Below are 25,633 nucleotides of genomic sequence, written 5' to 3' on the forward strand. Positions count from 1 at the left end.
AGGAGCGGGCTTGTCGGATCGCCGCACCGCCGCGAAAGCGTCCGACCAGACACCAAAGATTTCAACGGTTGTACACCGGAGAACCGCAATGACCGACACCCCAATGTCCCCCGCCGAGTTCGAAGCGGCCCTGCGCGCCAAGGGCGCCTATTACCACATCCATCACCCCTACCATGTGGCGATGTACGAAGGCCGGGCGAGCCGTGAACAGATCCAGGGCTGGGTCGCCAACCGTTTCTACTATCAGGTGAACATCCCCCTGAAGGACGCGGCCATTCTGGCTAACTGTCCTGACCGCGAGATCCGCCGCGAATGGATTCAGCGCCTGCTCGACCACGACGGCGCGCCCGGTGAAGACGGCGGTATCGAAGCCTGGCTGCGTCTGGGCCAGGCCGTGGGCCTCGACCCGGACCAGCTGCGCTCCCAGGAGCTGGTGCTGCCCGGCGTACGTTTCGCCGTGGACGCTTACGTCAACTTCGCCCGCCGTGCCAGTTGGCAGGAGGCCGCGAGCAGCTCGCTGACCGAACTGTTCGCCCCGCAAATCCACCAGTCGCGCCTGGACAGCTGGCCGCAGCACTACCCATGGATCGACCCGGCCGGCTACGAGTATTTCCGCACGCGCCTGGGTCAGGCACGACGTGATGTCGAGCACGGCCTGGCGATCACGTTGCAGCACTACACCACCCGTGAAGGCCAGGAGCGCATGCTGGAAATTCTCCAGTTCAAACTGGACATTCTTTGGAGCATGCTCGATGCCATGAGCATGGCCTACGAACTGAAACGCCCGCCGTATCACAGCGTGACCGGGGAACGGGTCTGGCACAAAGGAATCACCTTATGAGTTTCGATCGCAGCAAGACCCCGACCTGGCGCCCCGGCTACCGATTCCAGTACGAACCGGCGCAAAAAGGCCATGTGCTGCTGTACCCGGAAGGCATGATCAAGCTCAACGAAAGTGCCGCGCTGATCGGTGGTTTGATTGACGGTGAACGGGATGTCGCGGCAATCATCAATGAGCTCGACCAACAGTTCCCCGGCGTGCCCGAGCTCGGTGACGACATCGAGCAATTCATGGAGGTTGCCCGTGCGCAGCACTGGATCACCCTTGCCTGATTCATTGGTGCAAGTGCCGCCCAAACCTGAAATCGGCCTGCCGCTGTGGCTGCTGGCCGAGCTGACGTACCGCTGCCCGCTGCAATGCCCGTACTGCTCCAATCCGCTGGATTTCGCCGAACAAGGCAAGGAGCTGAGCACCGAACAGTGGCTCAAGGTGTTCCGCGAAGCGCGGGAAATGGGCGCCGCGCAACTGGGCTTTTCCGGTGGCGAGCCGCTGGTGCGCCAGGACCTCGCCGAGTTGATTGGCGAAGCCCGCAAACTGGGTTTCTACACCAACCTGATCACCTCCGGCATCGGCCTGACCGAGCAGAAAATCAGCGACTTCAAGAAGGCCGGTCTCGATCACATCCAGATCAGCTTCCAGGCCAGCGACGAACAGGTGAACAATCTGCTGGCCGGGTCGAAAAAGGCCTTTGCGCAGAAACTGGAAATGGCCCGGGCGGTGAAGGCCCACGGTTATCCGATGGTGCTGAATTTCGTGACCCATCGGCACAACATCGACCAGATCGACCGCATCATCGAGCTGTGCATCGCTCTGGAAGCGGACTTTGTCGAGCTCGCCACTTGCCAGTTCTACGGCTGGGCGCAACTCAATCGCGTTGGGCTATTGCCGACCAAAGAACAACTGGTGCGCGCCGAACGCATCACCAATGAATACCGCGCCAAACTCGAAGCCGAAGGGCATCCGTGCAAGCTGATTTTTGTCACCCCGGACTATTACGAGGAGCGCCCGAAAGCCTGCATGAATGGCTGGGGCAGTATTTTTCTGACGGTCACGCCAGACGGAACCGCCCTGCCCTGCCACGGTGCCCGACAGATGCCGGTGCAGTTTCCCAATGTGCGCGACCACAGCATGCAGCACATCTGGTACGACTCGTTCGGCTTCAACCGCTTTCGCGGTTATGACTGGATGCCCGAGCCGTGCCGCTCCTGTGACGAGAAAGAAAAAGACTTCGGCGGCTGCCGCTGCCAGGCGTTCATGCTCACCGGTGATGCCAGCAACGCCGACCCGGTGTGCAGCAAGTCGCCACAACATGGCGTGATCCTCAAGGCTCGCGAAGAAGCCGGGCACGCTACCCAGACCATCGACCAACTGGCCTTTCGCAATGAACGAAACTCACGCCTCATCGCCAAAAGCTGAACCTTTCAGCGCTGCCAAAGCCGTGGCCGCTGGTATCGACTTTGCCGAACTGCAGGTCGGTCGGCAGGGCCTGTTCTGGAACGAGTACCGACCCGAAGACGCGGCGTGCCGGATCTGGCATTGGCGTGACGGTGCAGCGAAATGTCTGACGCCACTGGGGTTCAGCGTACGCAGTCGCGTGTACGAATATGGCGGCGGAGCGTTTTGTCTGACGGATGACGGTATCGTTTTCGTCAACGAGGCAGACCAGCAACTGTATCGGCAATCACTGCAAGGCGAAGCGCCCGAAAGGCTGACGTCCAGTGCGTGCCGCTATGGTGATTTACGGTTCGCCAACGGGCAGGTGCTGGCGGTCGAGGAGCATCTCGATCAACACCGGCTGGTGGCCATCGACCTGTTCGATGGCGCACGTCACCTGCTGGCCGAAGGTGCTGATTTTTACGCGGCACCGACGCTGAGCCCTGATGCCCGGCGTCTGGCCTGGATCGAATGGAGTCGCCCGGATCAGCCATGGACAGCGACCCGCTTGATGGTTGCCGAACGCCTCGCCAATGGCGGGTTTGCCGAGGCTCGCTGTGTGGCGGGCGACGGTGTTCAAGAGTCTGTGCAACAACCGCAGTTTGACGCTGGCGGTCGCTTGTATTGCCTGACGGATCGCGCCGGATACTGGCAGCCATTCTTAGAATCCGCAAATGGCCTGAGTCCGTTGCCATGTAGCACCGCGGACCATGGTCCCGCGCCCTGGCAACTTGGCGGCTGCACCTGGGTGCCGCTGAACGAAAACAGCTATCTGGCCAGTTGGACCGAAGGCGGGTTTGGCCGATTGGGTATTTGCGGCGACGCCAGCGCAGACTTCACAGGCGCCTACAGCCGCTTCCGCCATCTCGCCGTGGATGAGCAGTTCATCTATTGCATCGCGGCGTCGCCCGTCAGTTCAACCGCCGTCATCGCCATCGACCGCCAGAGCCAGCAAGTGAAAGTATTGGCCGGCGGCATTGCACCGCTTGCTCCCGACCAGATCAGCCGCCCGCAAACCTTGCGCTACCCGAGTGGCTCAGGCGAAGCACACGGCTTCTTCTACCCGGCGATGACCGGCGCGGCGCAACCGCCACTGGTGGTATTCATCCATGGCGGACCGACGTCGGCGTGCTACCCGATGCTCGATCCGCGTATCCAGTACTGGGCACAGCGGGGCTTCGCTGTGGCCGACCTCAACTATCGCGGCAGCAGCGGTTATGGCCGGGCCTATCGTCAGGCGCTGCACTTGAGCTGGGGTGATGTGGATGTCGAAGACGCTTGCGCGGTGGTCAGCCATCTCGCCGAACGTGGCTTGATTGATGGCGATAAAGCGTTCATCCGCGGCGGCAGCGCCGGCGGCTACACCACCCTTTGCGCCTTGGCATTTCACAACGTATTCCGCGCCGGTGCCAGCCTGTATGGGGTCAGCGATCCGGTGGCGCTGGGGCGCACGACCCACAAATTCGAAAGCGATTATCTGGACTGGTTGATCGGCGATCCTCTGCGGGATGCCGAACGCTACACGGCCCGCACGCCTCTGCTGCATGCGGGCAACATCCGCGTGCCGGTGATCTTCTTTCAAGGGGAACTGGACGCCGTGGTCGTCCCGCAGCAGACCCGCGACATGGTCACGGCGCTGCAGGACAACGGCATCCTGGTCGAAGCGCATTACTATGAAGACGAACGCCACGGTTTTCGCAAGGCCGGTAACCAGGCCCATGCGCTGGAGCAGGAGTGGTTGTTTTATCGGCGGGTGATGGATTCAGTGGACTGAAGCCCGCGCTCATTGCCGAAACGGTGGCGCCTCAATCGCCGCACCTGCTCGCGAAGGCGATCTACCTGCCGACGCTCAACTCAGCGCTTGGCGATGATGTACACCGCATGCACGATCCCCGGAATGTAACCGCACAACGTCAGCAGAATATTCAGCCAGAACGCCCCGCCGAATCCTACTTGCAGAAACACACCCAGTGGCGGCAACAGGATGGCGATGATGATGCGAATAAAGTCCATGGGACAGCTCCTGATTGGGGTGGACCCGTTCGAGCCCTACAGCTAATCGACCTGTACCGCTTGTCAGGGTTCAGTCACTCTACTCCCAAGCTCCGCCCCTTCGTTGAACTTCGCAGACAAAAAAACGCCCCACGCCAAAAGTTCAGAGCGTGGGGCGTGCGTATTACCGCGAGACGGTTCGGGAATGTGTGCGGTCGCGCCTGATCAGACGGCAATCCCTTTACGGCACTGCAATTGCGCGGTGCGTACTCGGGAGAAGGCACGCGCCAGGCGCAGGAGCATTTCATCGATGTTGGCGTTGCTGACATTCAGCGCCGGGGTAAAGCGCAGGCAATCGGGTTGCGGGGCATTGAGCAGCAGGCCTTCGTACAGCGCGGCCTTGACCACCGCGTCAGCGGAATCGTCCGACAGCGTCAGCCCCCAAAGCAGCCCTTGTCCGCGCAACTCGCCGTGATCATAACGATGGGCCAATCGCTCCAACCCTTCACGCAGGTGTTGACCGGCTTGTGCGACGTGTTTGAGGAAAGCCTTGTCCTGCACGGTATCGAGCACCGAAAGTCCTGCCGCGGTCATCAACGCATTACCGTGATGAGTACCTGTCACCTCGCCAATGTCGAAACAGCAAGCCTTGCCCCGCGCCAGCAGCGCGGCCAATGGCACACCACCGCCTAACCCTTTGCCAAGCACGACGATATCCGCCGTGACGCCGCAGGACTGTTCCGCGAGCAAGGTGCCACAACGGCCGATGCCGGTTTGCACTTCATCGAAGATCAGCAAAATGCCGAGTTCACGGCACAAGCGTTCGACACCCTTGAGATAATGCGCGGTGGCCGGGATCACGCCGGCTTCGCTCTGGATTGGCTCGAGCATGATCGCTACTGTCCGTTCATCCACGGCCGCATGCAACGCTGGCAGGTCATTGAAAGGAACGCGACTGAAGCCTGGCAATTGCGGCTCGAATCGGTTGATCAATGTCGAACTGTCCGACGCCGAAATCGTCCCCAGGCTGCGGCCATGGCAACCGTTGCTGGCCACAATGATTCGCGACGCACCGCCGCGATGCTGTTGACCCCACTTGCGCGCCAGTTTGATCGCCGCCTCACAGGCTTCGCTGCCGGTATTGAGCAGGTAGGCCTGATCACTGCCGGTGCTGGCACACAGGTGTTCGGCGAGGCTGAGCATTGCGCGGTTATGCAGGCCGAAACCCGGATTGATCAACGACTGAGCCTGGGCAGTGATTGCGTTGATAATTACCGAAGGGCTATGACCGAGACTGTTGGCCCCGCCGCCCTGGGAAAAATCCAGGTACGCACGGTCATCGCTGTCCCACAACCATGAACCCTGGCCACGCACAAACACCTGTTTGGGCCGCTCTACACTGGGCATCAAGTACTCGCTGGAAAGGTTATCGCCTTGGGATGGCAGGGAGGCGTCCATGACCAGATCATCAAGACAGGGAGGGCTGCGGCGCAGACTGAACAGATTCATTCGAAAAACACCCTTTTGAGGTTTTTTGTCTTACCTATGTAAACACCATCGAAGCAAAGGGTATTCATCGCACTCTGTGGCCCTGTAAGCCCTGTGTATGCGGTTAGACTAGGCTCAGGCGAGGCGTTCAGCCATTTCGATTTCCCAGCATTTTCGATAAGCAATTCTTATGGATTTCAAGCAACTGCGTTATTTCGTCGCGGTCTATGAAGAAGGCCACGTGGGCCGGGCCGCCGAGCGCCTGTCCATCTCCCAGCCGGCGCTCTCCCAGCAAATCCGTCACTTGGAACAAAACCTCGATGTGAGTCTGTTTGAGCGCAGCAGCAAACGCCTGTTGCCGACCCTCGCGGCCCACACGCTGTACAACCACGCCCTGCCTCTGCTCGATGGCCTGCAACGGGCACGGGAAGCGCTCGGCAACTTCAAGGGTCAGGCGCTGCGCACCCTCGCCATCGGTGTATTGCAGACCGTGCATACCAGCCTCGTTCCGCAGATGCTCGAGCGGGTGCGCAAGGCGCAGCCGCATCTGGTGGTGCAGATCTATGAACTGACCGGGCTGGAAATCGAGCGGCGACTGCTCAACGGTTCTCTGGATATCGGCATCGGCTATCTACCGCCCCGCCAGCCAGGCTTGCATGGCGTGATGCTGTACGAAGATGAACTGACCCTGGTCATCCCGGCAGAGCATCCGCTGCGTGAATTCAAGAAAGTGTCCATGAGTCAGGCCGCCGAACTGCCGATGTTGCTGCTGGGCGAGGAGTTTCAGATCAGGCAGATCTGGCAGGCACAGCTGACAAACCTCGGACGTCGCCCACAGGTGCAAGCCGAACTGAACAATATGGCCGGCATCCTTGACAGCCTGCCGCACACGCGCCTGGCGACGGTACTGCCTGGGCGTTCGCAAAAGACCCATGGCAATCACGAACTGCTGTGGAAACCCCTGAGCGAACCACGCGTACCGCTGAAAGTCGGTTTGGTGTGTCGGGATGTGCAACGACAGCAGGCCTCGCTGGCATTGCTGCGGACATTGCTGGAAGACGTGATAAACGGCCCGGATGTACGCTTGGACAGCGCGCAGACTCTGGATGGGTTGGGCTAGAAACTTTTCTTTGGGCAAAAGAAAACCCCGCCGAAGCGGGGCTTTGCAGACTGTTTCCCTGACATCCATTTCACTCCGCCGTCCTGGCAGAATCCTACGTGTCCCTGTTGTTGCTTTGCGCTTCCTGCGCTACGTCCATGAGAAGTAGATTAGCTCTGGATCCAATTTGCATCTATGGGAGAACAGCAGCACGTTATGTAAGAGAATGCTTACAAAATACTACTTGCTCAGAATTGTCCTGCATCCAGCAGGAACAACGACTCGCTACCGGCCTTCACCGACGCGCTCAACGAGTGGATGCGCGGCAGCAGGCGAGCGAAATAGAACCGCGCCGTGCCCAGTTTGCTGGCATAGAAATCGTCTTGTGCTTCCTTGCCGAAAGCCGCCTTGGCCATCAGGGCCCACATGTAGGCGTACGCCACGTAACCGAACACCTGCAGATACTCGACCGACGCCGCGCCGATTTCGTTCGGATTGCTCTTCGCACGGTCGAGCAACCACGCGGTCAGTTCATCAAGGGTGGTCACCGCGTCGTTCAGCGGTTGGGTGAACTCGGCGAGGTCCGTGCTGGCGGTCGCCGTGAAGTGACGAATCTCGTCGGCAAACAGGTTGTAGAACGCCCCGCCGCTACCCACGATCTTGCGCCCGACCAGGTCCAGTGCCTGAATGCCGTTGGTGCCTTCGTAGATCTGGGTGATGCGCACGTCACGCACCAATTGTTCCTGGCCCCACTCACGGATGTAACCGTGGCCGCCGAAAACCTGCTGGCCGTGTACGGTGGTTTCCAGGCCGAGGTCGGTCAGGAACGCCTTGGCCACTGGGGTCAGCAACGCCACCAGGTCTTCCGCACGCTTGCGGGTGGTTGCATCCTCGCTAAACTTGGCGGTGTCCAGTTGCATCGCCACGTAGGTGGAAAACGCACGGCCACCCTCGTTCGAGGCTTTCATGGTCAGCAGCATGCGACGCACGTCCGGGTGGACGATGATCGGGTCAGCCACTTTGTCCTTGTTCTGTGCGCCGGTTGGCGAACGGCTTTGCAGACGGTCGCGAGCGTATTCCACGGCGTTCTGGTACGAGCGCTCACCCGTGGCCAGGCCCTGGATACCGACGCCAAGACGCTCGTAGTTCATCATGGTGAACATCGCCGCCAGGCCTTTGTTCGGCTCGCCGACCAGGTAACCCACGGCCTCATCGAAGTTCATCACGCAGGTCGCGGACGCCTGGATACCCATCTTGTGTTCGATCGAACCGCAGCTCAAAGGGTTGCGCGCGCCCAGGCTGCCATCGGCATTGACCATGAACTTCGGCACCAGGAACAGCGAAATGCCTTTGGGCCCCGCCGGTGCATCCGGCAGCTTCGCCAGCACCAGGTGGATGATGTTTTCGGTGAGGTCGTGTTCGCCACCGGTGATGAAGATCTTGGTGCCGCTGACCTTGTAGGAACCGTCGGCCTGAGGCTCGGCCTTGGTGCGAATGATCCCCAGGTCCGTACCGGCGTGTGGCTCGGTCAGGCACATGGAACCGGCCCAGACGCCGGCATACATGTTCGGCAGGTACGCGGCTTTCAGCTCTTCGCTGGCGTGAGCGTTGATCGACAGGCAGGCGCCAGCGGTCAGCATCGGGTACAGGCCGAATGACAGGCTGGCGGAGTTGACCATTTCTTCGACCTGGGCCGAAACGGCTTTGGGCATGCCCATGCCGCCGTAGGACGGATCGCCACCGACACCGACCCAACCGCCTTCAGCATAGGTCTGATAGGCCTGTGGGAAACCTGCCGGCGTGGTGACGGCACCGTCCGCCCAATGGCAACCTTCTTCGTCAGCGGCACGGCTCAGCGGTGCGATGCTTTTGCTGGTGACTTTGCCGGCTTCTTCCAGAATGGCTTCGACCGTTTCTGCATCCACAGTCTCGGCCAGTGCAGGCAGCTCGGCCCAGAGTCTGGCGACCTCGAAAACTTCATTGAGGACGAAGCGCATATCGCGCAGGGGCGCTTTGTAGTCAGCCATGGCAAACCTCGCAAGATCTATACAGGTGATTCACAGGAAGAGTGTTTTCGTTGGTTCGGAGTGTACCTCAACAACTTTTGTGACACATAGGGTCAACATGTGACGTTTTTGTTATTTTTAGTCACTGAAAATAGCTCGCAGCCTCCGCCAGCTCCTACGCCAATTAAGGTAGGAGCTGCCGAAGGCTGCGATCTTTTAAGGATTGAAAATTAATTAAAGCGCGAACAACTCCGCCGGCAGTTGCATCAGGCAATCACTACCCGCCTCTATGGCCGCCCGATGAGCGGCCGTGCGTGGCAGCAGACGCTTGAAGTAAAACTCGCTGGTCGCCAGCTTGCCCCTGCAGAAGTCGCTATCGCCGCTGCCAGCATCGAGCTGCGCCTGAGCCACCAGCGCCATACGCAACCACAGGTAGCCGAGGATGATGTAACCGCTGTACATCAGGTAATCCACCGACGCGGCACCGACTTCGTCCGGGTTTTTCATCGCCGCCATGCCGACCCTGGTGGTCAACTCACCCCACTGCCGGTTCAGTTGATTGAGCTGCGCCACATACCCGGCCAGTTGTGGATGCCCGGCGTTCGCCGTACAGAACTTGTGGACGATTTTGGTGAAACCGCGCAACAGCTTGCCCTGGCTGCCGAGGACCTTGCGCCCGAGCAGGTCCAGCGCCTGAATGCCGTTGGTGCCCTCATAGATCGGCGCGATCCGGCAGTCGCGAACCAGTTGCTCCATGCCCCATTCGCGAATGAATCCGTGGCCGCCAAACACCTGCATGCCGTGATTGGTCACCTCCAGCCCGGTGTCGGTCATGAAGGCTTTGCAGATCGGCGTGAGGAACGCCAGCAGGTCTTCGGCATCCTGACGCGCCGCTTCGTCCGCGCTCAGGTGTGCAACGTCGAGCAACTGCGCGGTGAAGTAGGTCAGCGCGCGATTGCCTTCGTTGAAGGCCTTCATGGTCAGCAACATCCGCCGCACATCAGGGTGCACGATAATCGGGTCGGCGGCTTTTTCCGGGGCTTTCGGGCCGGTCAGCGCGCGCATCTGCAAACGGTCGTTGGCGTATTTGATCGCGCCCTGGAAGCTCGCCTCCCCCAGACACAGCCCTTGCATGCCAGTGCCCAGCCGAGCGTGGTTCATCATGGTGAACATACAGTTGAGGCCCTTGTTCGGCTCGCCGATCAGAAAGCCCTTGGCCTCGTCGAAATTCAGCACGCAGGTGGCCGAGGCCTTGATGCCCATTTTGTGTTCGATCGAGCCGCAGGACACACCGTTGCGCTCGCCCGCTTCGCCCGTCGCATCGGGCAGGAACTTGGGCACGATGAACAGCGAAATGCCCTTGGTCCCGGCCGGAGCGTCAGGCAACTTGGCCAGCACCAAATGAATGATGTTGGCGCTCATGTCGTGCTCACCGGCCGAGATGAAGATCTTGCTGCCGGAGATCGCGTAGCTGCCATCAGCCGCAGGCACGGCGCGGGTCTTGATGATGCCCAGGTCGGTGCCGCAATGGGCTTCGGTCAGGCACATGGTGCCGGTCCATTGGCCAGCGGTAAGCTTCTTCAAATAGGTCTGCTTCTGCGCCTCGGTGCCATGGGCGTGGATCGCCGACATGGCTCCGTGGGTCAGGCCGGGGTACATGCCCCATGAGGTGTTGCTGGAGCCCACCATCTCGCTGATCACCAGGCCCAGAGAGATCGGCAGCCCCTGACCGCCGTAAACCGGATCCGCCGCCAGGCCATGCCAGCCGCCCTCGACATATTGGGCGAATGCCTGCTTGAAGCCCGCCGGCGTGGTGACCACGCCATTGTCGAAATGACAGCCTTCTTCATCGCCGCTGCGGTTGAGCGGCGACAGCACGTTTTCGCAGAACTTCGCACCCTCCTCGAGGATCGCATTGACCATGTCCGGGCTGGCATCGGTGGCCCCCAGCACGGCGTAGTTAGCGTGAAAGTCGAAGACGTGGTCGATCAGAAAGCGCATGTCGCGCAAGGGAGCTTTGTACTCGGGCATGGTCATTCTCCGTAGGCAGAGTTCTTCAACCTACTGCCGCCGGCCGTGCCTCACAACCACCTGACGCTCGCTGAATGCGCCATCATCACTCAACCGCAGCGGCGTCCATGCGTACGGCTCCACGGCGGTTCTGCCCGAACGCCATCACGCAGTTTCGCCCGGCACCCTTGGCGCTGTAGAGCGCCTGGTCAGCGGACTTGAGCACCTCTTCGGGGCTGCGTTGATCGATCCGTTCGGCAACGCCGATACTGACCGTCACCGACACACTCGACACCCCGGAACCAGCACGCCGCTGGCGCCCCTGATTATCGTCCTGCGGGCGATTTTCCTGATTGCGCAGCTGAATGTTGTAAGTGGCGATGGACTCGCGGATGACTTCCAGGTGCGGCAGGCACTCTTCGAGGGTCTTGCCGGCAAACACCAGGGCAAATTCCTCGCCGCCGTAGCGATACGCCTTGCCGCCACCGCCGATTTTCGACAGTTTGCTGGCCACCAGCCGCAGCACCTGATCGCCGACATCGTGGCCGTGGGTGTCATTGAATTTCTTGAAGTGGTCGACGTCACTCATCGCCAGCACGTAGTTGCGCCCCAGCCGCTGCATGCGTTCATTCAATGCACGACGGCCAGGCAGCCCGGTCAGTTCGTCGCGGAAGGCCATTTGATAGGCTTCGTGGGCAACGGCGGTGGCGATCATCAGCATCACCTGGCTGCACATGATGTTCAGCGTGAACGGCAGAATGAAGGTTTTCGGCAACATCCAGAACAGCCCGAGCAGCCCCACCAGTTGCGCGGCATGCAGCGGTCGCGGGTTGCGCCAGTATTGCCAGGCCAGCAGCACAAACGCAGCAATGAACACCGGATAGGACAACTGGATCAGGCTCATCCAGGCGCCATGCAAGGCGGGCCAGCGAATCTCCGACAGCCAGACCAGCAGCGCGTGCGGATAGCTTTGCTCAAGTCCCAGCGCCACGCTGCCAACCGCCAGCAGTACTGCAAAACGCGCCACCATGTCCTGGAACAGGTGGGTGCGTTCCTGCCACGCAGCGAACACGCCAAACAGCAGTGGCAGCAGCAGGCAACACAAATGAAAGACCACGGCAGCATCGTCACGCACCTTGCCGTTGTCGCGGTAAAAGTCGGTCTGGGTGTCGAGCAGGAAGTAGGCGATGTACACCGTGACCATCAGAAACAGTTCACGCTGGCGTCGGTAAACCGCGCAATAGGCGCCACCGAGCAATAACACCAGGGTGGGCAACACGTTGAACAGCGAGGTGAAGAAGACGTTCAGATCCTTGATGTATGCAGCCGCAAGCCCCGCCAGCAACAGCAGCAATGACGGCAGGAAATGACTGAAACGCACAGGGGAAGAGCGCGGCAAGGGTAAAGCTCCGACCGGTCAGATCAATAGATGGCAATGTGCCAACCACTGTAACGGCAGGTCGTCCGAGTTGTTGAGTGAATTACTGAGGTACTTTTTAAAGGTTCTTCGCGCAATCCCGGGAAACTGTAGGAGCCAGCTTGCTGGCGATGGACTCAAGCACGCCGCGTTTATCCGGTTCACACGCGTTATCGTTATCGACCATCGCTGCGATGCGGCGACCCGACAAGTCGGATCGCCGCATCGCAGCTCCTACAAAGGGAACGTGCCCGCGCTTTAAAGGGCGTCACAAACATTTATTCCATTGGCAACCTTCTAAAGCAAAAAAAGCCGCTGTTCCCGAAGGAGCAGCGGCTTTTTCAAGTGCTTCGTTAAGGCTTAGTAGCCCAGGTCGAAGTTCTCTTCTTTCATGTCCATCAGGTTGTTGGCACCCGACAGCATGGTTGCGACGTGAGTGCGGGTACGCGGCAGGATGCGCTGGAAGTAGAAGCGCGCAGTCTGCAGCTTGGCGGTGTAGAACGCCTCTTCGGTGGTACCGGCAGCCAGTTTCTCGGCAGCCAGACGCGCCATGTCAGCCCAGAAGTAGGCCAGGCAGGCGTAACCGGAGTACATCAGGTAGTCCACGGAGGCCGCGCCGACTTCTTCGCGATCCTTCATGGCGGCCATACCGACCTTCATGGTCAGCTCGCCCCATTCCTTGTTCAGTGCCGCCAGCGGAGCGACGAACTCTTGAACCGCTTCGTTGCCTTCGTTGGTCTGGCAGAATTTGTGGACAATCTTGGTGAAGCCTTTCAGAGCTTCGCCCTGGGTCATCAGCACTTTACGGCCCAGCAGGTCGAGTGCCTGGATACCGGTGGTGCCTTCGTACAGCATCGAGATGCGGCTGTCGCGAACGTTCTGCTCCATGCCCCACTCGGCGATGAAGCCGTGACCGCCGTAGATCTGCACCCCGTGGTTGGCCGATTCGAAACCGACTTCGGTCATGAAGGCCTTGGCGATTGGCGTCATGAAAGCCAGCAGTGCGTCGGCTTTCTTCTTCTCTTCTTCATCTACGCCGTACTTGACGATGTCGACCTGCTTGGCGGTGAAGTAAACCATCGCACGGTTGCCTTCGGCGAATGCCTTCATGGTCAACAGCATGCGGCGTACGTCAGGGTGCACGATGATCGGGTCAGCGGCTTTGTCCGGCGCTTTCGGGCCAGTCAACGAGCGCATTTGCAGACGGTCACGAGCGTATTTCAGGCCGCCCTGGAAACCGACTTCGGCGTGGGCCAGGCCTTGCAACGCGGTACCCAGACGTGCGGTATTCATGAAGGTGAACATGCAGTTCAGGCCTTTGTTCGCCGGGCCGATCAGGAAACCGGTGGCGCCGTCGAAGTTCATCACGCAAGTGGCGTTGCCATGGATGCCCATCTTGTGTTCCAGGGAACCGCAGGACACGGCGTTACGCGCGCCAACCGAACCATCAGCGTTCGGCATGAACTTCGGCACGATGAACAGGGAGATGCCTTTGGTGCCAGCCGGTGCATCCGGCAGGCGGGCCAGTACGATGTGGACGATGTTGTCGGCCATGTCGTGTTCACCGGCCGAGATGAAGATCTTGGTGCCGGAGACTTTGTAGGAACCGTCGGCCTGAGGCTCGGCCTTGGTGCGCAGCATGCCAAGGTCAGTGCCGCAGTGCGGCTCGGTCAGGCACATGGTGCCGGTCCACTCGCCGGATACCAGCTTGGTCAGGTAAGCCTCTTGCTGCTCAGGAGTACCGTGCTCGGAGATGGTGTTCATCGCACCGTGCGACAGGCCCGGGTACATGCCCCACGACCAGTTGGCCTCGCCAACCATTTCGCTGACCGCCAGACCCAGGGACTCCGGCAGGCCTTGGCCGCCGTGCGCAACGTCGTGGGCCAGGCTTGGCCAGCCGCCTTCGACGAATTGCTTGTAGGCTTCCTTGAAGCCAGTCGGGGTCTTGACGCCGGACTCGCTCCAGGTACAACCCTCGATGTCGCCCACACGGTTCAGCGGAGCCAGTACCTGTTCACAAAACTTGGCACCCTCCTCAAGAATGGCGTCAACCATGTCCGGAGTTGCGTCGGCACAAGCCGGAAGGCTCTGATAGTGCGCTTCGTAGCCAAGCAGTTCGTCACGAACGAAGCGAATATCACGCAAGGGGGCCTTGTAGTCAGGCATAGCGATAAACCTCTGCTGATGTAACCGGGAATGAACGACCGCATTGATTCGTTGCTGCGATCAAACAGTTGTTTGAAACATACGTTTACGCCCAAACCTTGTCAAGCGTCGATCTTTTGCCGTTCGTCATCGCAGGCGTGGACACACAGGCACACGACAGCGCAGCCGCGCTTTCGAAGCAGCCCGCAACACTGAAAAGATTAGTTGAGCAAGAAAGACTTACGCAGAAAAACGCCGCGAACAGGCGCGGCGCTGGAGGGTGCGGATTCTTTAAAGAATCAAGCGAAGGTATCGATCAACGTTCCAAGCACTTCATCGGCTGCCTTGGCGACTTTCACGCCCAGTTCTGCCTGAATCTTGCCTTGGGCCATTTCGACCACGTTGCTGGCCAGGTCCGATTGCTGGCTGCGATCAACCGATCGCAGACGATCGACCTGCGCCTCGGAGGACTGGCTGGTGACCGATCGCTCGATCGTCATGTTGGCGATCTGCCCGGCGGCTTGATCGACACGGTTCTGCCCTGCCTGAAGGGTGCTCCAACCTGCATAAAAAGCGCTGTTTCCTGAGATTTCCATGGGAAAACTCGTCCTTTCAAAGGATCAACAGCGGCCATTGAAGCAGAGTGGCCGGCAAAACACCCGACAAAAACACTAATGGCATAGTGCCTTATCATAGGCAAAATCTGCATTGCAAAAACGTCAGTCCAACAGGTCCAGTTGCAAGTGCTCGGCCACTGCCTCGGCCGTGACGACCTTGAGTTTAGGCACACGCCCCAAGCACGGCGCCGGGATGCGCTCGGCAAGGGTGGCCAGGTTTTCTTCCAGCCGCGAGGTCTTCGGGTCGATGATGTTGGCCACCCATCCCGCCAGCTGCAAACCGTCCCGGGCAATCGCTTCGGCGGTCAACAAGGCATGGCTGATACACCCCAGTCGCACGCCGACCACCAGAATCACCGGCAGCTTCAATGCGATGGCGAGGTCCGACAGATTGTCCTGATCCGCCAACGGTATGCGCCAGCCACCAGCGCCTTCGATCAGGGTGAAGTCCGCCTGCAGGCCCAGAATCTGTCGCATTGGCGCCAGCAACGACTGCACCGTCAGCGCCACACCTGCCTCTCGCGCCGCCAGGTGCGGGGCAATGGCCGGTTCGAAGGCCACCGGATTGACCTGTGCATACGTCAGCGGCAGCGAACACTCCGCCAGCAAGGCCAGCGCATCGGCGTTGCGCAGGCCTTTGGGCGTCACATCGCAACCGGAAGCGACCGGTTTGCCCGCCGCCGTGCTCAATCCCGCCGAACGCGCCGCATGCAGCAGTCCGGCAGCGACCGTGGTTTTACCGACATCGGTATCCGTGCCGGCGATGAAATAGGCTGCGCTCATAAGGGTTTCTCCAATACGGCGTACACCACTTGATAAGTCGCCGGCAGTCCCTGGGCCTGACGAAACCGCTCATAAGCCTCAATCAAACCCAAAATCCGCGCCCGGCCGGTCAAGCCACCCGGTCGACCGGGATTGAGGTTGTGCGCGCCCAGCGCCTTGAGTTCATGGGTCAGGCTGCGCACATCCGGGTAATGCAGCACATGCGGCTGGTTTTGCAGACTGACAACACGTAACCCACTGGCCGCACACAAGTGCTGATAAACACCAAACTCCCGGAAGCGGTTGACGTGCACCATGCCATCGACCTGCCGCCAGCTGTCGCGCAGTTCAAACAACGTCCCTGCACAAAGACTGGCAAACGCGAAGATGCCGCCCGGTTTCAGCACCCGAAAGGCTTCACCGAGCACCGAGTCGAAGTCCGCGCACCACTGCACCGCCAGGCTGGAAAAGATCAGGTCGCAGGTCGAATCCTGCAACGGCAAACGCTCGGCATCGCCGGCCACGAAATGCGTGGCACCGCCCAATGGCCGGGCGTGGTCGAGCATGCCTTCGGCAATGTCCAGCGCCACGCCGTGACTGCCTGCAAATTGCTCACCCAGCGCACGACTGAAATGCCCGGTGCCACAGCCCAGATCCAGCCAACGTTGCGGTACGAAGTCCTGCGGCAAGCGCCCGAGCAATTGACTGCCGACATCACGCTGCAACTCGGCCACGCTGTCGTAGCTTGCCGCCGCGCGGGAGAATGATGCTGCTACCTGGCGCTTGTCAGGCAAGCCGCCGGGCAGGTTGGGAAGGGATAAATCAGTCATCGCCGGACTCATGCAAAAAGGCCTGGATCGCCCCCGCCACACCGTGGGGATCCTCCAGAAGAAACGCGTGACCGGCCTGTTCAATCAGGCCGATTTCGACATCCGGCAGCAATGCCAACAACTCGCCCGCCGCTTCCACCGGCACCAACCCGTCGAGGCCGGCGAACAGATGCAGTTGCGGACCGCGGAACGATTGCAATGCCTGCCGTGTATCCAATTGCGCGAGCACTTGCAGGCCACTGAGCAGCACCGGCGCGGCGGTGTTCGGTGCGCCACCGAGCAACAACCGCGACAATCCGCGCGGGTCTTCGGCGCCTTGGGCGCAGAGCAGTGAAAAGCGTTTCAATGTCGCGCGTGGATCGGCTGCACATCCCGCCAGAAACGCATCGAAGGTTTCCCCGGGCATGGCGCTTGACCATTGTTCATGAGCGACAAAAGAAGCGTTGCTGGCCAGGGTGAACACACCACAACAACGATCGCCACGCCGGGCCGCCAACTCGCAGGCGAGCATGCCGCCCAAAGACCAACCGCCCAGCCAGGCGTCTTGCGGCAAGGTCGAGTCCAGCTCATCGAGCCACTCTTCAAGATCGCTCGACTCCAGCTCCGGCAACGGCTCGATCTCGACGAGCAGATGCTCATCCAGACCGCGCAAGGCCGCCGCCAAAGGCTCCAGCGGTGAAACGCCAAGGCCCCAGCCGGGTAGCAGAATCAGACGATCACGCATGGCTTGGCTCCGGCTTCAGCTGTTGAAAACAATCGGCCAGTCCGTTTAACAATAGCTGTACTTGGGCCTCGCTGTGGGCAGCCGTCAGCGTGACCCGCAGTCGGGCGCTGCCGGCGGGTACGGTCGGCGGGCGAATTGCGGTCACCATCAACCCGCGCTCGCGCAGCATTTGCGAAAGGCGCACCGCGCGCCCGGCGTCGCCGATCATGATCGGCTGGATCGGCGTGGAACTTTCCATGAGTTCCAGGCCAATCTGTTCGGCACCGTGGCGGAACTGGCGGATCAGCGCCTGCAAATGCTCGCGACGCCAGTGCTCGCTGCGCAGCAGTTCCAGGCTTTTCAACGTGGCACAGGCCAGCGCCGGTGGCTGGCTGGTGGTGTAGATGTAGGGCCGGGCGAACTGGATCAGACTTTCGATCAGCTCTTCGCTGCCAGCCACAAAGGCACCCGCCGTACCGAACGCTTTGCCGAGCGTGCCGACCAACACCGGAACGTCATCCTGGCTCAAGCCAAAATGTTCGACGATGCCACCACCGTTGGCACCCAGCGGTCCGAATCCATGGGCATCGTCGACCATCAGCCAGGCGCCTTTGGCCTTGGCTTCTCGGGCCAGCGCTGGCAAGTCGGCGATATCGCCGTCCATGCTGAACACGCCGTCGGTGACCACCAGCGTATTACCGGTGGCTTTTTCCAGGCGCTTGGCCAGGCTCACCGGGTCGTTGTGCAGATAACGGTTGAACCGCGCGCCGGACAGCAGCCCCGCGTCGAGCAGCGACGCATGATTGAGCCGGTCTTCGAGCACCGTATCGCCCTGCCCCACCAGCGCCGTGACCGCGCCGAGGTTGGCCATGTAACCGGTGGTGAACAGCAACGCGCGAGGGCGACCGGTCAAGTCGGCCAATGCTTCTTCCAGGGCATGGTGCGGGGCGCTATGGCCGATGACCAGATGTGACGCCCCTCCGCCCACACCCCACTTCAAAGCACCGGCGCGCCAGGCTTCGATCACTTGCGGATGATTGGCCAGGCCCAGGTAGTCGTTGCTACAGAACGCCAGCAACGGCTGGCCATCGACCACCACTTGCGGCCCCTGCGGGCTTTCGAGCAGCGGGCGCTGGCGGTAGAGGTTTTCGGCACGACGGGCAGCAAGGCGTGCGGCGAGATCGAAAGACATGCAGGCCTCGACTATCAAGTGACACATTTCCCCCTGTAGGAGCGAGCAAGCTCGCTCCTACAGGGGGTTTGCATTCATTCAGAGGAGCGGTGGCGGATCAAACCGCCGCGTTATAGAACTGCTCGCTGCTCTTCTGCTCCACCAACGCCTGCTCGATGGCGGCCTGATGCACTTCATCCGAGTGCTCTTCACGCGCTTCCGGCAGGATGCCCAGGCGCGAGAACAGTTGCATGTCCTTGTCGGCCTGCGGGTTGGCGGTGGTCAGCAGTTTTTCGCCGTAGAAAATCGAGTTGGCACCGGCGAAGAACGCCAGGGCCTGCATCTGTTCGTTCATGGCTTCGCGGCCGGCGGACAGGCGCACGTGGGATTGCGGCATCAGGATGCGCGCGACGGCGAGCATGCGGATGAAGTCGAACGGGTCGACGTCGTCGGCATTTTCCAGTGGCGTGCCGGCGACTTTCACCAGCATGTTGATCGGCACCGACTCCGGGTGCTCCGGCAGGTTGGCCAGCTGGATCAGCAGGTTGGCGCGGTCGTCCAGCGACTCGCCCATGCCAAGAATGCCGCCGGAGCAGATCTTCATCCCCGATTCACGCACATACGCCAGGGTTTGCAGGCGCTCGCCGTAGGTGCGGGTGGTGATGATGCTGCCGTAGAACTCCGGCGAGGTATCGAGGTTGTGGTTGTAGTAGTCGAGTCCGGCCTTGGCCAGCGCTTCGGTCTGGTCCTGATCCAGGCGGCCGAGGGTCATGCAGGTTTCCAGGCCCAGGGCTTTCACGCCTTCGACCATCTTCAGTACATAAGGCATGTCCTTGGCCGAAGGGTGCTTCCACGCCGCGCCCATGCAGAAACGAGTCGAACCGATAGCCTTGGCGCGCGCGGCCTCCTCGAGGACCTTCTGCACTTCCATCAGCTTTTCTTTTTCCAGGCCGGTGTTGTAGTGACCGGACTGCGGACAATATTTGCAATCTTCCGGGCAGGCGCCGGTTTTGATCGACAGCAGGGTCGACACCTGGACACGGTTGGCGTCGAAATGCGCACGGTGCACCGTCTGCGCCTGGAACAGCAGGTCGTTGAATGGCTGAACGAAGAGTGCTTTGACTTCGGCCAAAGTCCAGTCATGACGCAGGGTTGCAGTGGTGCTGGCGCTCATGGGCGTTTCCTTTGAATTATGCTTTGGCAGGCGGCTGGGTAATGGAATGTCACAGTCGCTTCACAGATGTTTCGGCATATTTAAGGAAGAGCGATGCGCTGTCAACCGCGATACAAAGGACCGGTTTACATCTGGTCAAAAAACAAACAGTCATGTCTTTTGTGCGATGAAACGGCCGACGGCATCTCCCCTGTCTGCACGGCCTGCGAAACCGAGTTGCCCTGGCTCGGTGATCACTGCCAGACCTGCGCCCTGCCGCTCCCGGCGGCGGGACTGACCTGCGGCCATTGCTTGAAGCAGCCACCGGCCTTCGAACAAGTGATTACCCCCTGGACCTACAGCTTCCCGGTAGACAGCCTGATCACCCGCTTCAAACACAACGCAAAGTGGCCGTTTGGCCGCCTGCTCGCCGAACTTCTCGCTCAATACCTGCAACATCGCTTCGAAGACGACCTGGAGCGACCCGATTTTCTGATCCCGGTGCCACTGGCCAACCGACGCCTGCGCCAGCGCGGGTTCAATCAGGCGGCGATGCTGGCTCAGTGGCTGGGTACGAGTCTCGATATACCTTGCGACGAACGGCTGCTGCTACGAACCCAGGACACCGATGCCCAACAGGCCTTGAACGCCGAAGCCCGCCGAAAGAACCTGCGCAACGCTTTCGCCCTGGCGCCCGGCGCCGTCGTCAAAGACCAACACCTGGCCCTGGTCGACGACGTCCTGACCACGGGTGCCACGGCCCAGGCCCTGGCTCGCCTGCTGATGGACACCGGTGCGGCGAGGGTCGACGTCTATTGCCTGGCCCGCACGCCCAAACCCGGTGAGACACCCTGACTTGACTCGAGCGACCCAAGCGACCAACGTCCTCGGCATCGTCACCACCCAAAGCGACTTGTCATGTCCTTGCCTACCTTGCTGTCCCAGCACATCGTCCGCCGTCCGCAGCGCATCGCCCTGCTGCAGCACATCGCCGAACAAGGCTCGATCACCCGCGCGGCCAAAAGCGCGGGCATGAGCTACAAGGCCGCCTGGGATGCGATCGATGAGCTGAACAACCTGGCGCAGAAGCCGCTGGTGGAGCGGATCGTCGGCGGCAAGGGCGGTGGCGGTGCCCGCCTGTCCAACGAAGGCGAGCGAGTGTTGCGCCTGTACCAGAAGTTGCAAGCCTTGCAGGCCCAGGTGCTGGAAGCCGCTGAAGACGCGAGCGACCTCGACCTGCTCGGGCGCCTGATGCTGCGCACCAGCGCGCGCAATCAGTTGCACGGCAAGGTGATCGCAATCGAACCTCAGGGGCGCAACGACCTGATTCGCCTCGAAGTCGCCAAAGGCGTGATCGTCGCCGCACAAATCACCCACGACAGCACCGAGCGCCTGGAACTGCAAATCGGCACCGACGTCGTGGCATTGATCAAGGCCGGTTGGCTCGACGTGCTGCAAATAGACTCTGTCGAAACGCCTGGAAACAATTGCCTCAGCGGCATCATCGAAAAAATTCTCGACGCCGACGACAGCCCCAGCGAAGTGCGCATCACCCTGCCCAACGGTCTGACCCTATGCGCCTTGGCCGAACCGAGTCATCTGCAGGCATTGCGGTTGACCTGCGGCAAACCGGTGCGCGTCGAGTTTTCGCCGTCCAGGGTTCTGCTCGGCACACCGCTATAAGCAAAACTGCAACAAAAGGTTCATTACTCACCATTAAGGTGTCTGCAAAATCCGCAGGGAGCCTGAAATGAGCCTATTAGAAGAAAACCAGTCCACCGACCTCGAAACCATGGTCGGCCTCAGTCGTCGCGGCTTCATCAGCGCAGGTGCCCTGTGCGGCGCCGCGATGTTCCTCGGCGGCAACCTGCTGAGCCGCAGTGTGATGGCTGCCAGCGTCAGCGCCGGTAACAGCCAGTTGCTGGGCTTTGACAGCATTGCCGCCGCCACCACTGACTCCATCACCCTGCCACCGGGCTACAAGTCCTCGGTGCTGATCAGCTGGGGCCAGCCTTTGCACAAGGACGGCCCGGCGTTCGACCCGAGCGGTAACGGCAGCGCCGAACATCAGGAAGTCCAATTCGGCGACAACAACGACGGCATGAGCCTGTTCGAATTTCCAGGCGAAAAAGACCGGGCGTTGATGGCGATCAACAACGAATACACCAACTATCGCTACCTCTACGCCCACGGCGGCATGCCGCAATCAGCGGAAGAAGTGCGCAAGGCGCTGGCCTGCGAAGGTGTGTCGGTGATTGAAGTGCAGCGCAAGAACGGCCAATGGCAATTCGTCCAGGGCTCGCGCTACAACCGCCGCATTCACGGCAACGCACCGATCAGCCTGAGCGGCCCGGCCGCCGGGCATGCCCTGCTGAAAACCAGTGCCGATCCCCACGGCAAGAACGTTCTGGGCACGTTCCAGAACTGCGCCAATGGCAAGACACCGTGGGGCACCTATCTGACCTGTGAAGAGAACTTCACCGACTGCTTCGGCAGCAGCAACGCCGAGCAGAAATTCGACCCGGTGCAAAAACGCTACGGCGTGGTGGCCACCAGCAAAGAGATCAACTGGCACCCGCACGACGAGCGCTTCGACATGGCCAAGAACCCCAACGAACTCAACCGTCACGGCTGGGTGGTGGAGATCGATCCGTTCGATCCGAAATCGACGCCGGTCAAACGCACGGCCCTGGGCCGCTTCAAACACGAAAACGCCGCCCTGGCCGAAACAGGCGACGGTCATGCCGTGGTGTACATGGGCGACGATGAACGCGGTGAGTTCATCTACAAATTCGTCAGCCGCGACAAGATCGACCACAAGAACCCCAAGGCCAACCGCGACATTCTCGATCACGGCACCCTGTACGTGGCGCGTTTCGATGCCGGCGACGGCAATGTCGACCACCCGAAAGGCCAGGGTGAATGGATCGAGCTGACCCACGGCAAAAACGGTATCGACGCCAGCAGCGGCTTTGCCGATCAGGCCGAAGTGCTGATCCACGCCCGTCTCGCCGCCAGCGTGGTGAAAGCCACGCGCATGGACCGCCCGGAATGGATCGTGGTCAGCCCCAAGGACGGCCAGGTCTACTGCACGCTGACCAACAACGCCAAACGTGGCGAAGACGGGCAACCGGTGGGCGGACCGAACCCGCGCGAGAAGAACGTCTACGGGCAGATCCTGCGCTGGCGCACCGAGCGTGACGATCACGGCTCGAAAACCTTTGCCTGGGACCTGTTCGTCGTCGCCGGTAATCCGGGGGTTCACGCCGGCACACCCAAAGGCGGATCGTCGAACATCACGCCGCAGAACATGTTCAACAGCCCGGACGGCCTGGGCTTCGACAAGGCCGGACGCTTGTGGATTCTCACCGACGGCGATTCGAGCAACGCCGGAGACTTTGCCGGCATGGGCAACAACCAGATGCTCTGTGCCGACCCGGTAACTGGCGAGATCCGTCGCTTCATGGTTGGCCCGGTAGGATGTGAAGTGACCGGGATCAGCTTCTCGCCCGATCAGAAAACCCTGTTTGTCGGGATCCAGCACCCGGGTGAAAACGGTGGATCGACCTTCCCCGAGCATCTGCCCAATGGCAAGCCGCGGTCTTCGGTGATGGCGATTTCACGGGAAGATGGCGGGATCGTCGGCGCCTGACCCGGCCTCTTCGCGGGCAAGCCCGCTCCCACAGGATTGCGCCGAACTGAAACCCGCGCATACCCCTGTAGGAGCGGGCTTGCCCGCGAAAGCGTCAGCACGGTCACCACCCTATCCGCGCCCGTCTGCGCTACCATGCCTGGCCGGACGCAGCAGCCTGCTGCGCGCAGGAGTCAGCATGGCCCACCCGTTTGAAACCCTTACGCCAGACCTCGTACTCGACGCCGTCGAAAGCATCGGCTTTCTCAGCGACGCGCGCATCCTGGCGCTCAACAGCTACGAGAACCGCGTTTATCAGGTCGGTATCGAAGACGCCGAGCCACTGATCGCCAAGTTCTACCGGCCGCAACGCTGGAGTAACGAAGCGATTCTGGAAGAGCACCAGTTCACCGCCGAACTCGCCGACTGCGAGGTGCCGGTCGTGGCGCCGTTGATCCACAACGGTAAAACCCTGCACGAGCACAACGGTTTCCGTTTCACCCTGTTCCCCCGCCGTGGTGGCCGCGCGCCGGAGCCGGGCAATCTCGACCAGTTGTATCGCCTGGGCCAGTTGCTCGGGCGCCTGCATGCGGTCGGCTCGACCCGGCCATTCGAGCACCGTGAAGCACTGGCGGTGAAAAATTTCGGCCATGACTCGCTGGCCACGTTGCTCGACGGCAATTTCATCCCCCGCAGCCTGCTGCCGGCCTACGAGTCAGTGGCCCGCGACCTGCTCAAGCGTGTGGAAGATGCCTACAACAACACGCCGCACCAGAACATTCGCATGCACGGTGACTGTCACCCCGGCAACATGATGTGCCGCGACGAGATGTTCCATATCGTCGACCTCGACGACTGCCGCATGGGTCCGGCGGTGCAGGACATCTGGATGATGCTGGCCGGCGATCGTCAGGATTGCCTGAGCCAGTTGTCGGAACTGATGGACGGCTACAACGAATTCCACGACTTCGACCCCCGTGAACTGGCCTTGATCGAACCGTTGCGCGCCCTGCGCCTGATGCATTACAGCGCCTGGCTTGCCCGCCGCTGGGACGATCCGGCCTTCCCCCGCAGTTTCCCGTGGTTCGGCACCGAGCGTTATTGGGGTGATCAGGTGTTGGCGTTGCGCGAGCAGTTGGCCGCGCTCAATGAAGAGCCGTTGAAGCTGTTTTAATCGGAAATCAAAAGATCGCAGCCTGCAGCAGCTCCTACAGGGCGAATGTGTTTTCTCTGTAGGAGCTGCCGCAGGCTGCGATCTTTTTTCTGACACGACACATCTATACAACCACCTTACAATCCTTCTCTTTGTTAGCTGCCTAAGCAAGGATTCTGCATGCAAGCCGCCAACCCGCGTCGCGGGTACATTCTGGGCCTGAGTGCCTACATCATCTGGGGACTTTTCCCCCTCTATTTCAAAGCCATCGCCAGCGTGCCCGCCGTGGAAATCATCATCCACCGGGTACTGTGGTCGGCGCTCTTCGGCGCCTTGTTGCTGATGGTCTGGAAGCATCCCGGCTGGTGGCGCGAACTGCGGGAGAACCCGCGAAGGATGGCGACCCTGGCCCTGAGCGGTGCACTGATTGCGGCCAACTGGCTGACCTACGTCTGGTCGGTGAACAACGGCCGCATGCTGGAGGCCAGCCTTGGTTACTACATCAACCCATTGGTGAATGTGTTGCTGGGCATGCTGATTCTTGGTGAGCGGCTGCGACGCATGCAATGGATTGCCGTGGGGCTGGCGGCCGTGGGTGTGGCGCAGCAGGTCTGGCAAGTGGGCAGCCTGCCGTGGGTATCGCTGGCGCTGGCACTGACCTTCGGTTTCTATGGCCTGATTCGCAAGCAGGCACCGGTCAAGGCGCTGCCGGGGCTGGTGGTGGAAACCTGGATGCTGGTGCCGATTGCCCTCGGTTGGTTGCTGCTCAATCCGACGGCCAGCAGCGCCCAGGCCGAATTCTGGACCACCTCTCAGGCCTGGTGGCTGGTGGCCGCCGGCCCGATCACGCTGGTGCCGCTGGTCTGTTTCAACGCGGCTGCCCGGCATTTGCCCTACACGACACTGGGCTTTCTCCAATATCTGGCACCGACACTGGTGCTGCTGCAAGCGGTCCTGCTGTTTGGCGAGCACCTGTCGTCCAGCACCCTGGTAGCGTTCATGTTTATCTGGGCCGGCCTGGCGGTTTACAGCGTCGATGCGTGGATAAGTTTGCGCCGCCGCAGCTGATCAAAAAACACACAAAACCCTATAGGCCACGTCTCCCGTGGCCTGCATCATTCCTTCCCAAGGTTATCCACAGCGTGATCCCCGCCGATTGTGCGCAAGTGGCTGAAACTGCT

The 25,633-nt window shown here is 60.8% G+C and carries 23 protein-coding genes; 10 read left to right on the forward strand and 13 right to left on the reverse strand.

The annotated features are described in order from the left end of the window. The first annotated feature begins 88 nt into the window (after positions 1 to 88). Genes pqqC through KW849_RS21060 form a run of 4 tightly spaced genes read left to right on the forward strand, consistent with a single transcriptional unit; the run spans position 89 to position 4,049 of the window. Positions 89 to 841, forward strand: a complete 753-nt coding sequence (pqqC, locus tag KW849_RS21045) for a pyrroloquinoline-quinone synthase PqqC (RefSeq protein ID WP_008051584.1) — start codon at positions 89 to 91, stop codon at positions 839 to 841. Then, complete coding sequence (gene pqqD / locus KW849_RS21050; RefSeq protein WP_218431100.1) at positions 838 to 1,113, forward strand: pyrroloquinoline quinone biosynthesis peptide chaperone PqqD; 276 nt, start codon at positions 838 to 840, stop codon at positions 1,111 to 1,113. The genes pqqC and pqqD overlap by 4 nt, the downstream gene beginning before the upstream one ends. Beyond that, positions 1,085 to 2,257, forward strand: coding sequence for a pyrroloquinoline quinone biosynthesis protein PqqE (pqqE, locus tag KW849_RS21055; protein ID WP_218431101.1), 1,173 nt, complete (start codon positions 1,085 to 1,087; stop codon positions 2,255 to 2,257). The genes pqqD and pqqE overlap by 29 nt, the downstream gene beginning before the upstream one ends. Further along, on the forward strand, positions 2,223 to 4,049 hold the full coding sequence (locus KW849_RS21060) for a S9 family peptidase (RefSeq protein ID WP_218431102.1): 1,827 nt from the start codon (positions 2,223 to 2,225) through the stop codon (positions 4,047 to 4,049). The genes pqqE and KW849_RS21060 overlap by 35 nt, the downstream gene beginning before the upstream one ends. An 80-nt stretch (positions 4,050 to 4,129) precedes the next feature. Here the strand turns inward: KW849_RS21060 and KW849_RS21065 are convergent, their stop codons facing one another. Next, positions 4,130 to 4,288: a YqaE/Pmp3 family membrane protein gene (locus tag KW849_RS21065; protein WP_003228885.1), complete on the reverse strand. Its 159-nt coding sequence runs from the start codon at positions 4,286 to 4,288 to the stop codon at positions 4,130 to 4,132. Positions 4,289 to 4,492: 204 nt separating this feature from the next. Beyond that, complete coding sequence (locus tag KW849_RS21070) at positions 4,493 to 5,776, reverse strand: aspartate aminotransferase family protein (protein ID WP_218431103.1); 1,284 nt, start codon at positions 5,774 to 5,776, stop codon at positions 4,493 to 4,495. Positions 5,777 to 5,945: 169 nt separating this feature from the next. Between KW849_RS21070 and KW849_RS21075 the strand changes: the two genes are divergently transcribed. Further along, complete coding sequence (locus KW849_RS21075) at positions 5,946 to 6,875, forward strand: LysR family transcriptional regulator (protein WP_218431104.1); 930 nt, start codon at positions 5,946 to 5,948, stop codon at positions 6,873 to 6,875. A gap of 227 nt (positions 6,876 to 7,102) precedes the next feature. Here the strand turns inward: KW849_RS21075 and KW849_RS21080 are convergent, their stop codons facing one another. The 11 genes from KW849_RS21080 to bioB form a co-directional block, all read right to left on the reverse strand. Then, positions 7,103 to 8,881, reverse strand: a complete 1,779-nt coding sequence (locus KW849_RS21080) for an acyl-CoA dehydrogenase C-terminal domain-containing protein (protein WP_218431105.1) — start codon at positions 8,879 to 8,881, stop codon at positions 7,103 to 7,105. Positions 8,882 to 9,094: 213 nt separating this feature from the next. After that, positions 9,095 to 10,891 (reverse strand): acyl-CoA dehydrogenase C-terminal domain-containing protein, encoded by a 1,797-nt coding sequence (locus tag KW849_RS21085; RefSeq protein WP_218431106.1) that lies wholly within the window; start codon positions 10,889 to 10,891, stop codon positions 9,095 to 9,097. 85 nt (positions 10,892 to 10,976) lie between these two features. Next, positions 10,977 to 12,269 carry a GGDEF domain-containing protein gene (locus KW849_RS21090; RefSeq protein ID WP_218431107.1) on the reverse strand — a complete coding sequence of 431 codons (1,293 nt, stop codon included), beginning with the start codon at positions 12,267 to 12,269 and terminating at the stop codon, positions 10,977 to 10,979. Positions 12,270 to 12,366: 97 nt separating this feature from the next. Beyond that, complete coding sequence (locus KW849_RS21095) at positions 12,367 to 12,513, reverse strand: hypothetical protein (protein ID WP_218431248.1); 147 nt, start codon at positions 12,511 to 12,513, stop codon at positions 12,367 to 12,369. A gap of 134 nt (positions 12,514 to 12,647) precedes the next feature. After that, a complete protein-coding gene (locus KW849_RS21100) occupies positions 12,648 to 14,453 on the reverse strand; it encodes a phenylacyl-CoA dehydrogenase (protein ID WP_218431108.1) in 1,806 nt (601 codons plus the stop codon). Positions 14,454 to 14,731: 278 nt separating this feature from the next. Further along, positions 14,732 to 15,028, reverse strand: coding sequence for a pyrroloquinoline quinone biosynthesis protein PqqE (locus KW849_RS21105; protein WP_218431109.1), 297 nt, complete (start codon positions 15,026 to 15,028; stop codon positions 14,732 to 14,734). Between the two features lie 123 nt (positions 15,029 to 15,151). Then, positions 15,152 to 15,832: a dethiobiotin synthase gene (gene bioD, locus KW849_RS21110; RefSeq protein WP_218431110.1), complete on the reverse strand. Its 681-nt coding sequence runs from the start codon at positions 15,830 to 15,832 to the stop codon at positions 15,152 to 15,154. After that, entirely contained in the window at positions 15,829 to 16,641 is an 813-nt protein-coding gene (gene bioC / locus KW849_RS21115) for a malonyl-ACP O-methyltransferase BioC (RefSeq protein ID WP_218431111.1), read from the reverse strand. Before bioC ends, bioD begins: the two co-directional genes overlap by 4 nt. Then, on the reverse strand, positions 16,634 to 17,365 hold the full coding sequence (locus KW849_RS21120) for an alpha/beta fold hydrolase (protein ID WP_218431112.1): 732 nt from the start codon (positions 17,363 to 17,365) through the stop codon (positions 16,634 to 16,636). The genes bioC and KW849_RS21120 overlap by 8 nt, the downstream gene beginning before the upstream one ends. After that, the gene (bioF, locus tag KW849_RS21125; RefSeq protein ID WP_218431113.1) at positions 17,358 to 18,536 is read right to left on the reverse strand and encodes an 8-amino-7-oxononanoate synthase; all 1,179 of its coding nucleotides are present in this window, start codon (positions 18,534 to 18,536) and stop codon (positions 17,358 to 17,360) included. Before bioF ends, KW849_RS21120 begins: the two co-directional genes overlap by 8 nt. A gap of 97 nt (positions 18,537 to 18,633) precedes the next feature. Further along, positions 18,634 to 19,689: a biotin synthase BioB gene (gene bioB, locus KW849_RS21130; protein WP_108216938.1), complete on the reverse strand. Its 1,056-nt coding sequence runs from the start codon at positions 19,687 to 19,689 to the stop codon at positions 18,634 to 18,636. Between the two features lie 93 nt (positions 19,690 to 19,782). Between bioB and KW849_RS21135 the strand changes: the two genes are divergently transcribed. From KW849_RS21135 to rarD, 5 genes are all read left to right on the forward strand, one after another. Continuing rightward, complete coding sequence (locus KW849_RS21135; RefSeq protein WP_218431114.1) at positions 19,783 to 20,523, forward strand: ComF family protein; 741 nt, start codon at positions 19,783 to 19,785, stop codon at positions 20,521 to 20,523. Positions 20,524 to 20,586: 63 nt separating this feature from the next. Continuing rightward, a complete protein-coding gene (locus KW849_RS21140; RefSeq protein ID WP_218431115.1) occupies positions 20,587 to 21,351 on the forward strand; it encodes a TOBE domain-containing protein in 765 nt (254 codons plus the stop codon). Between the two features lie 67 nt (positions 21,352 to 21,418). Beyond that, positions 21,419 to 23,320 (forward strand): PhoX family phosphatase, encoded by a 1,902-nt coding sequence (locus KW849_RS21145; protein WP_218431116.1) that lies wholly within the window; start codon positions 21,419 to 21,421, stop codon positions 23,318 to 23,320. 178 nt (positions 23,321 to 23,498) lie between these two features. Continuing rightward, the gene (locus KW849_RS21150; protein ID WP_218431117.1) at positions 23,499 to 24,473 is read left to right on the forward strand and encodes a serine/threonine protein kinase; all 975 of its coding nucleotides are present in this window, start codon (positions 23,499 to 23,501) and stop codon (positions 24,471 to 24,473) included. Positions 24,474 to 24,632: 159 nt separating this feature from the next. Further along, positions 24,633 to 25,520: an EamA family transporter RarD gene (gene rarD / locus KW849_RS21155; protein ID WP_115947985.1), complete on the forward strand. Its 888-nt coding sequence runs from the start codon at positions 24,633 to 24,635 to the stop codon at positions 25,518 to 25,520. Positions 25,521 to 25,633: the final 113 nt, after the last annotated feature.

It is taken from the genome of Pseudomonas sp. PDM26 (assembly GCF_019219185.1).
Lineage (GTDB): Bacteria > Pseudomonadota > Gammaproteobacteria > Pseudomonadales > Pseudomonadaceae > Aquipseudomonas.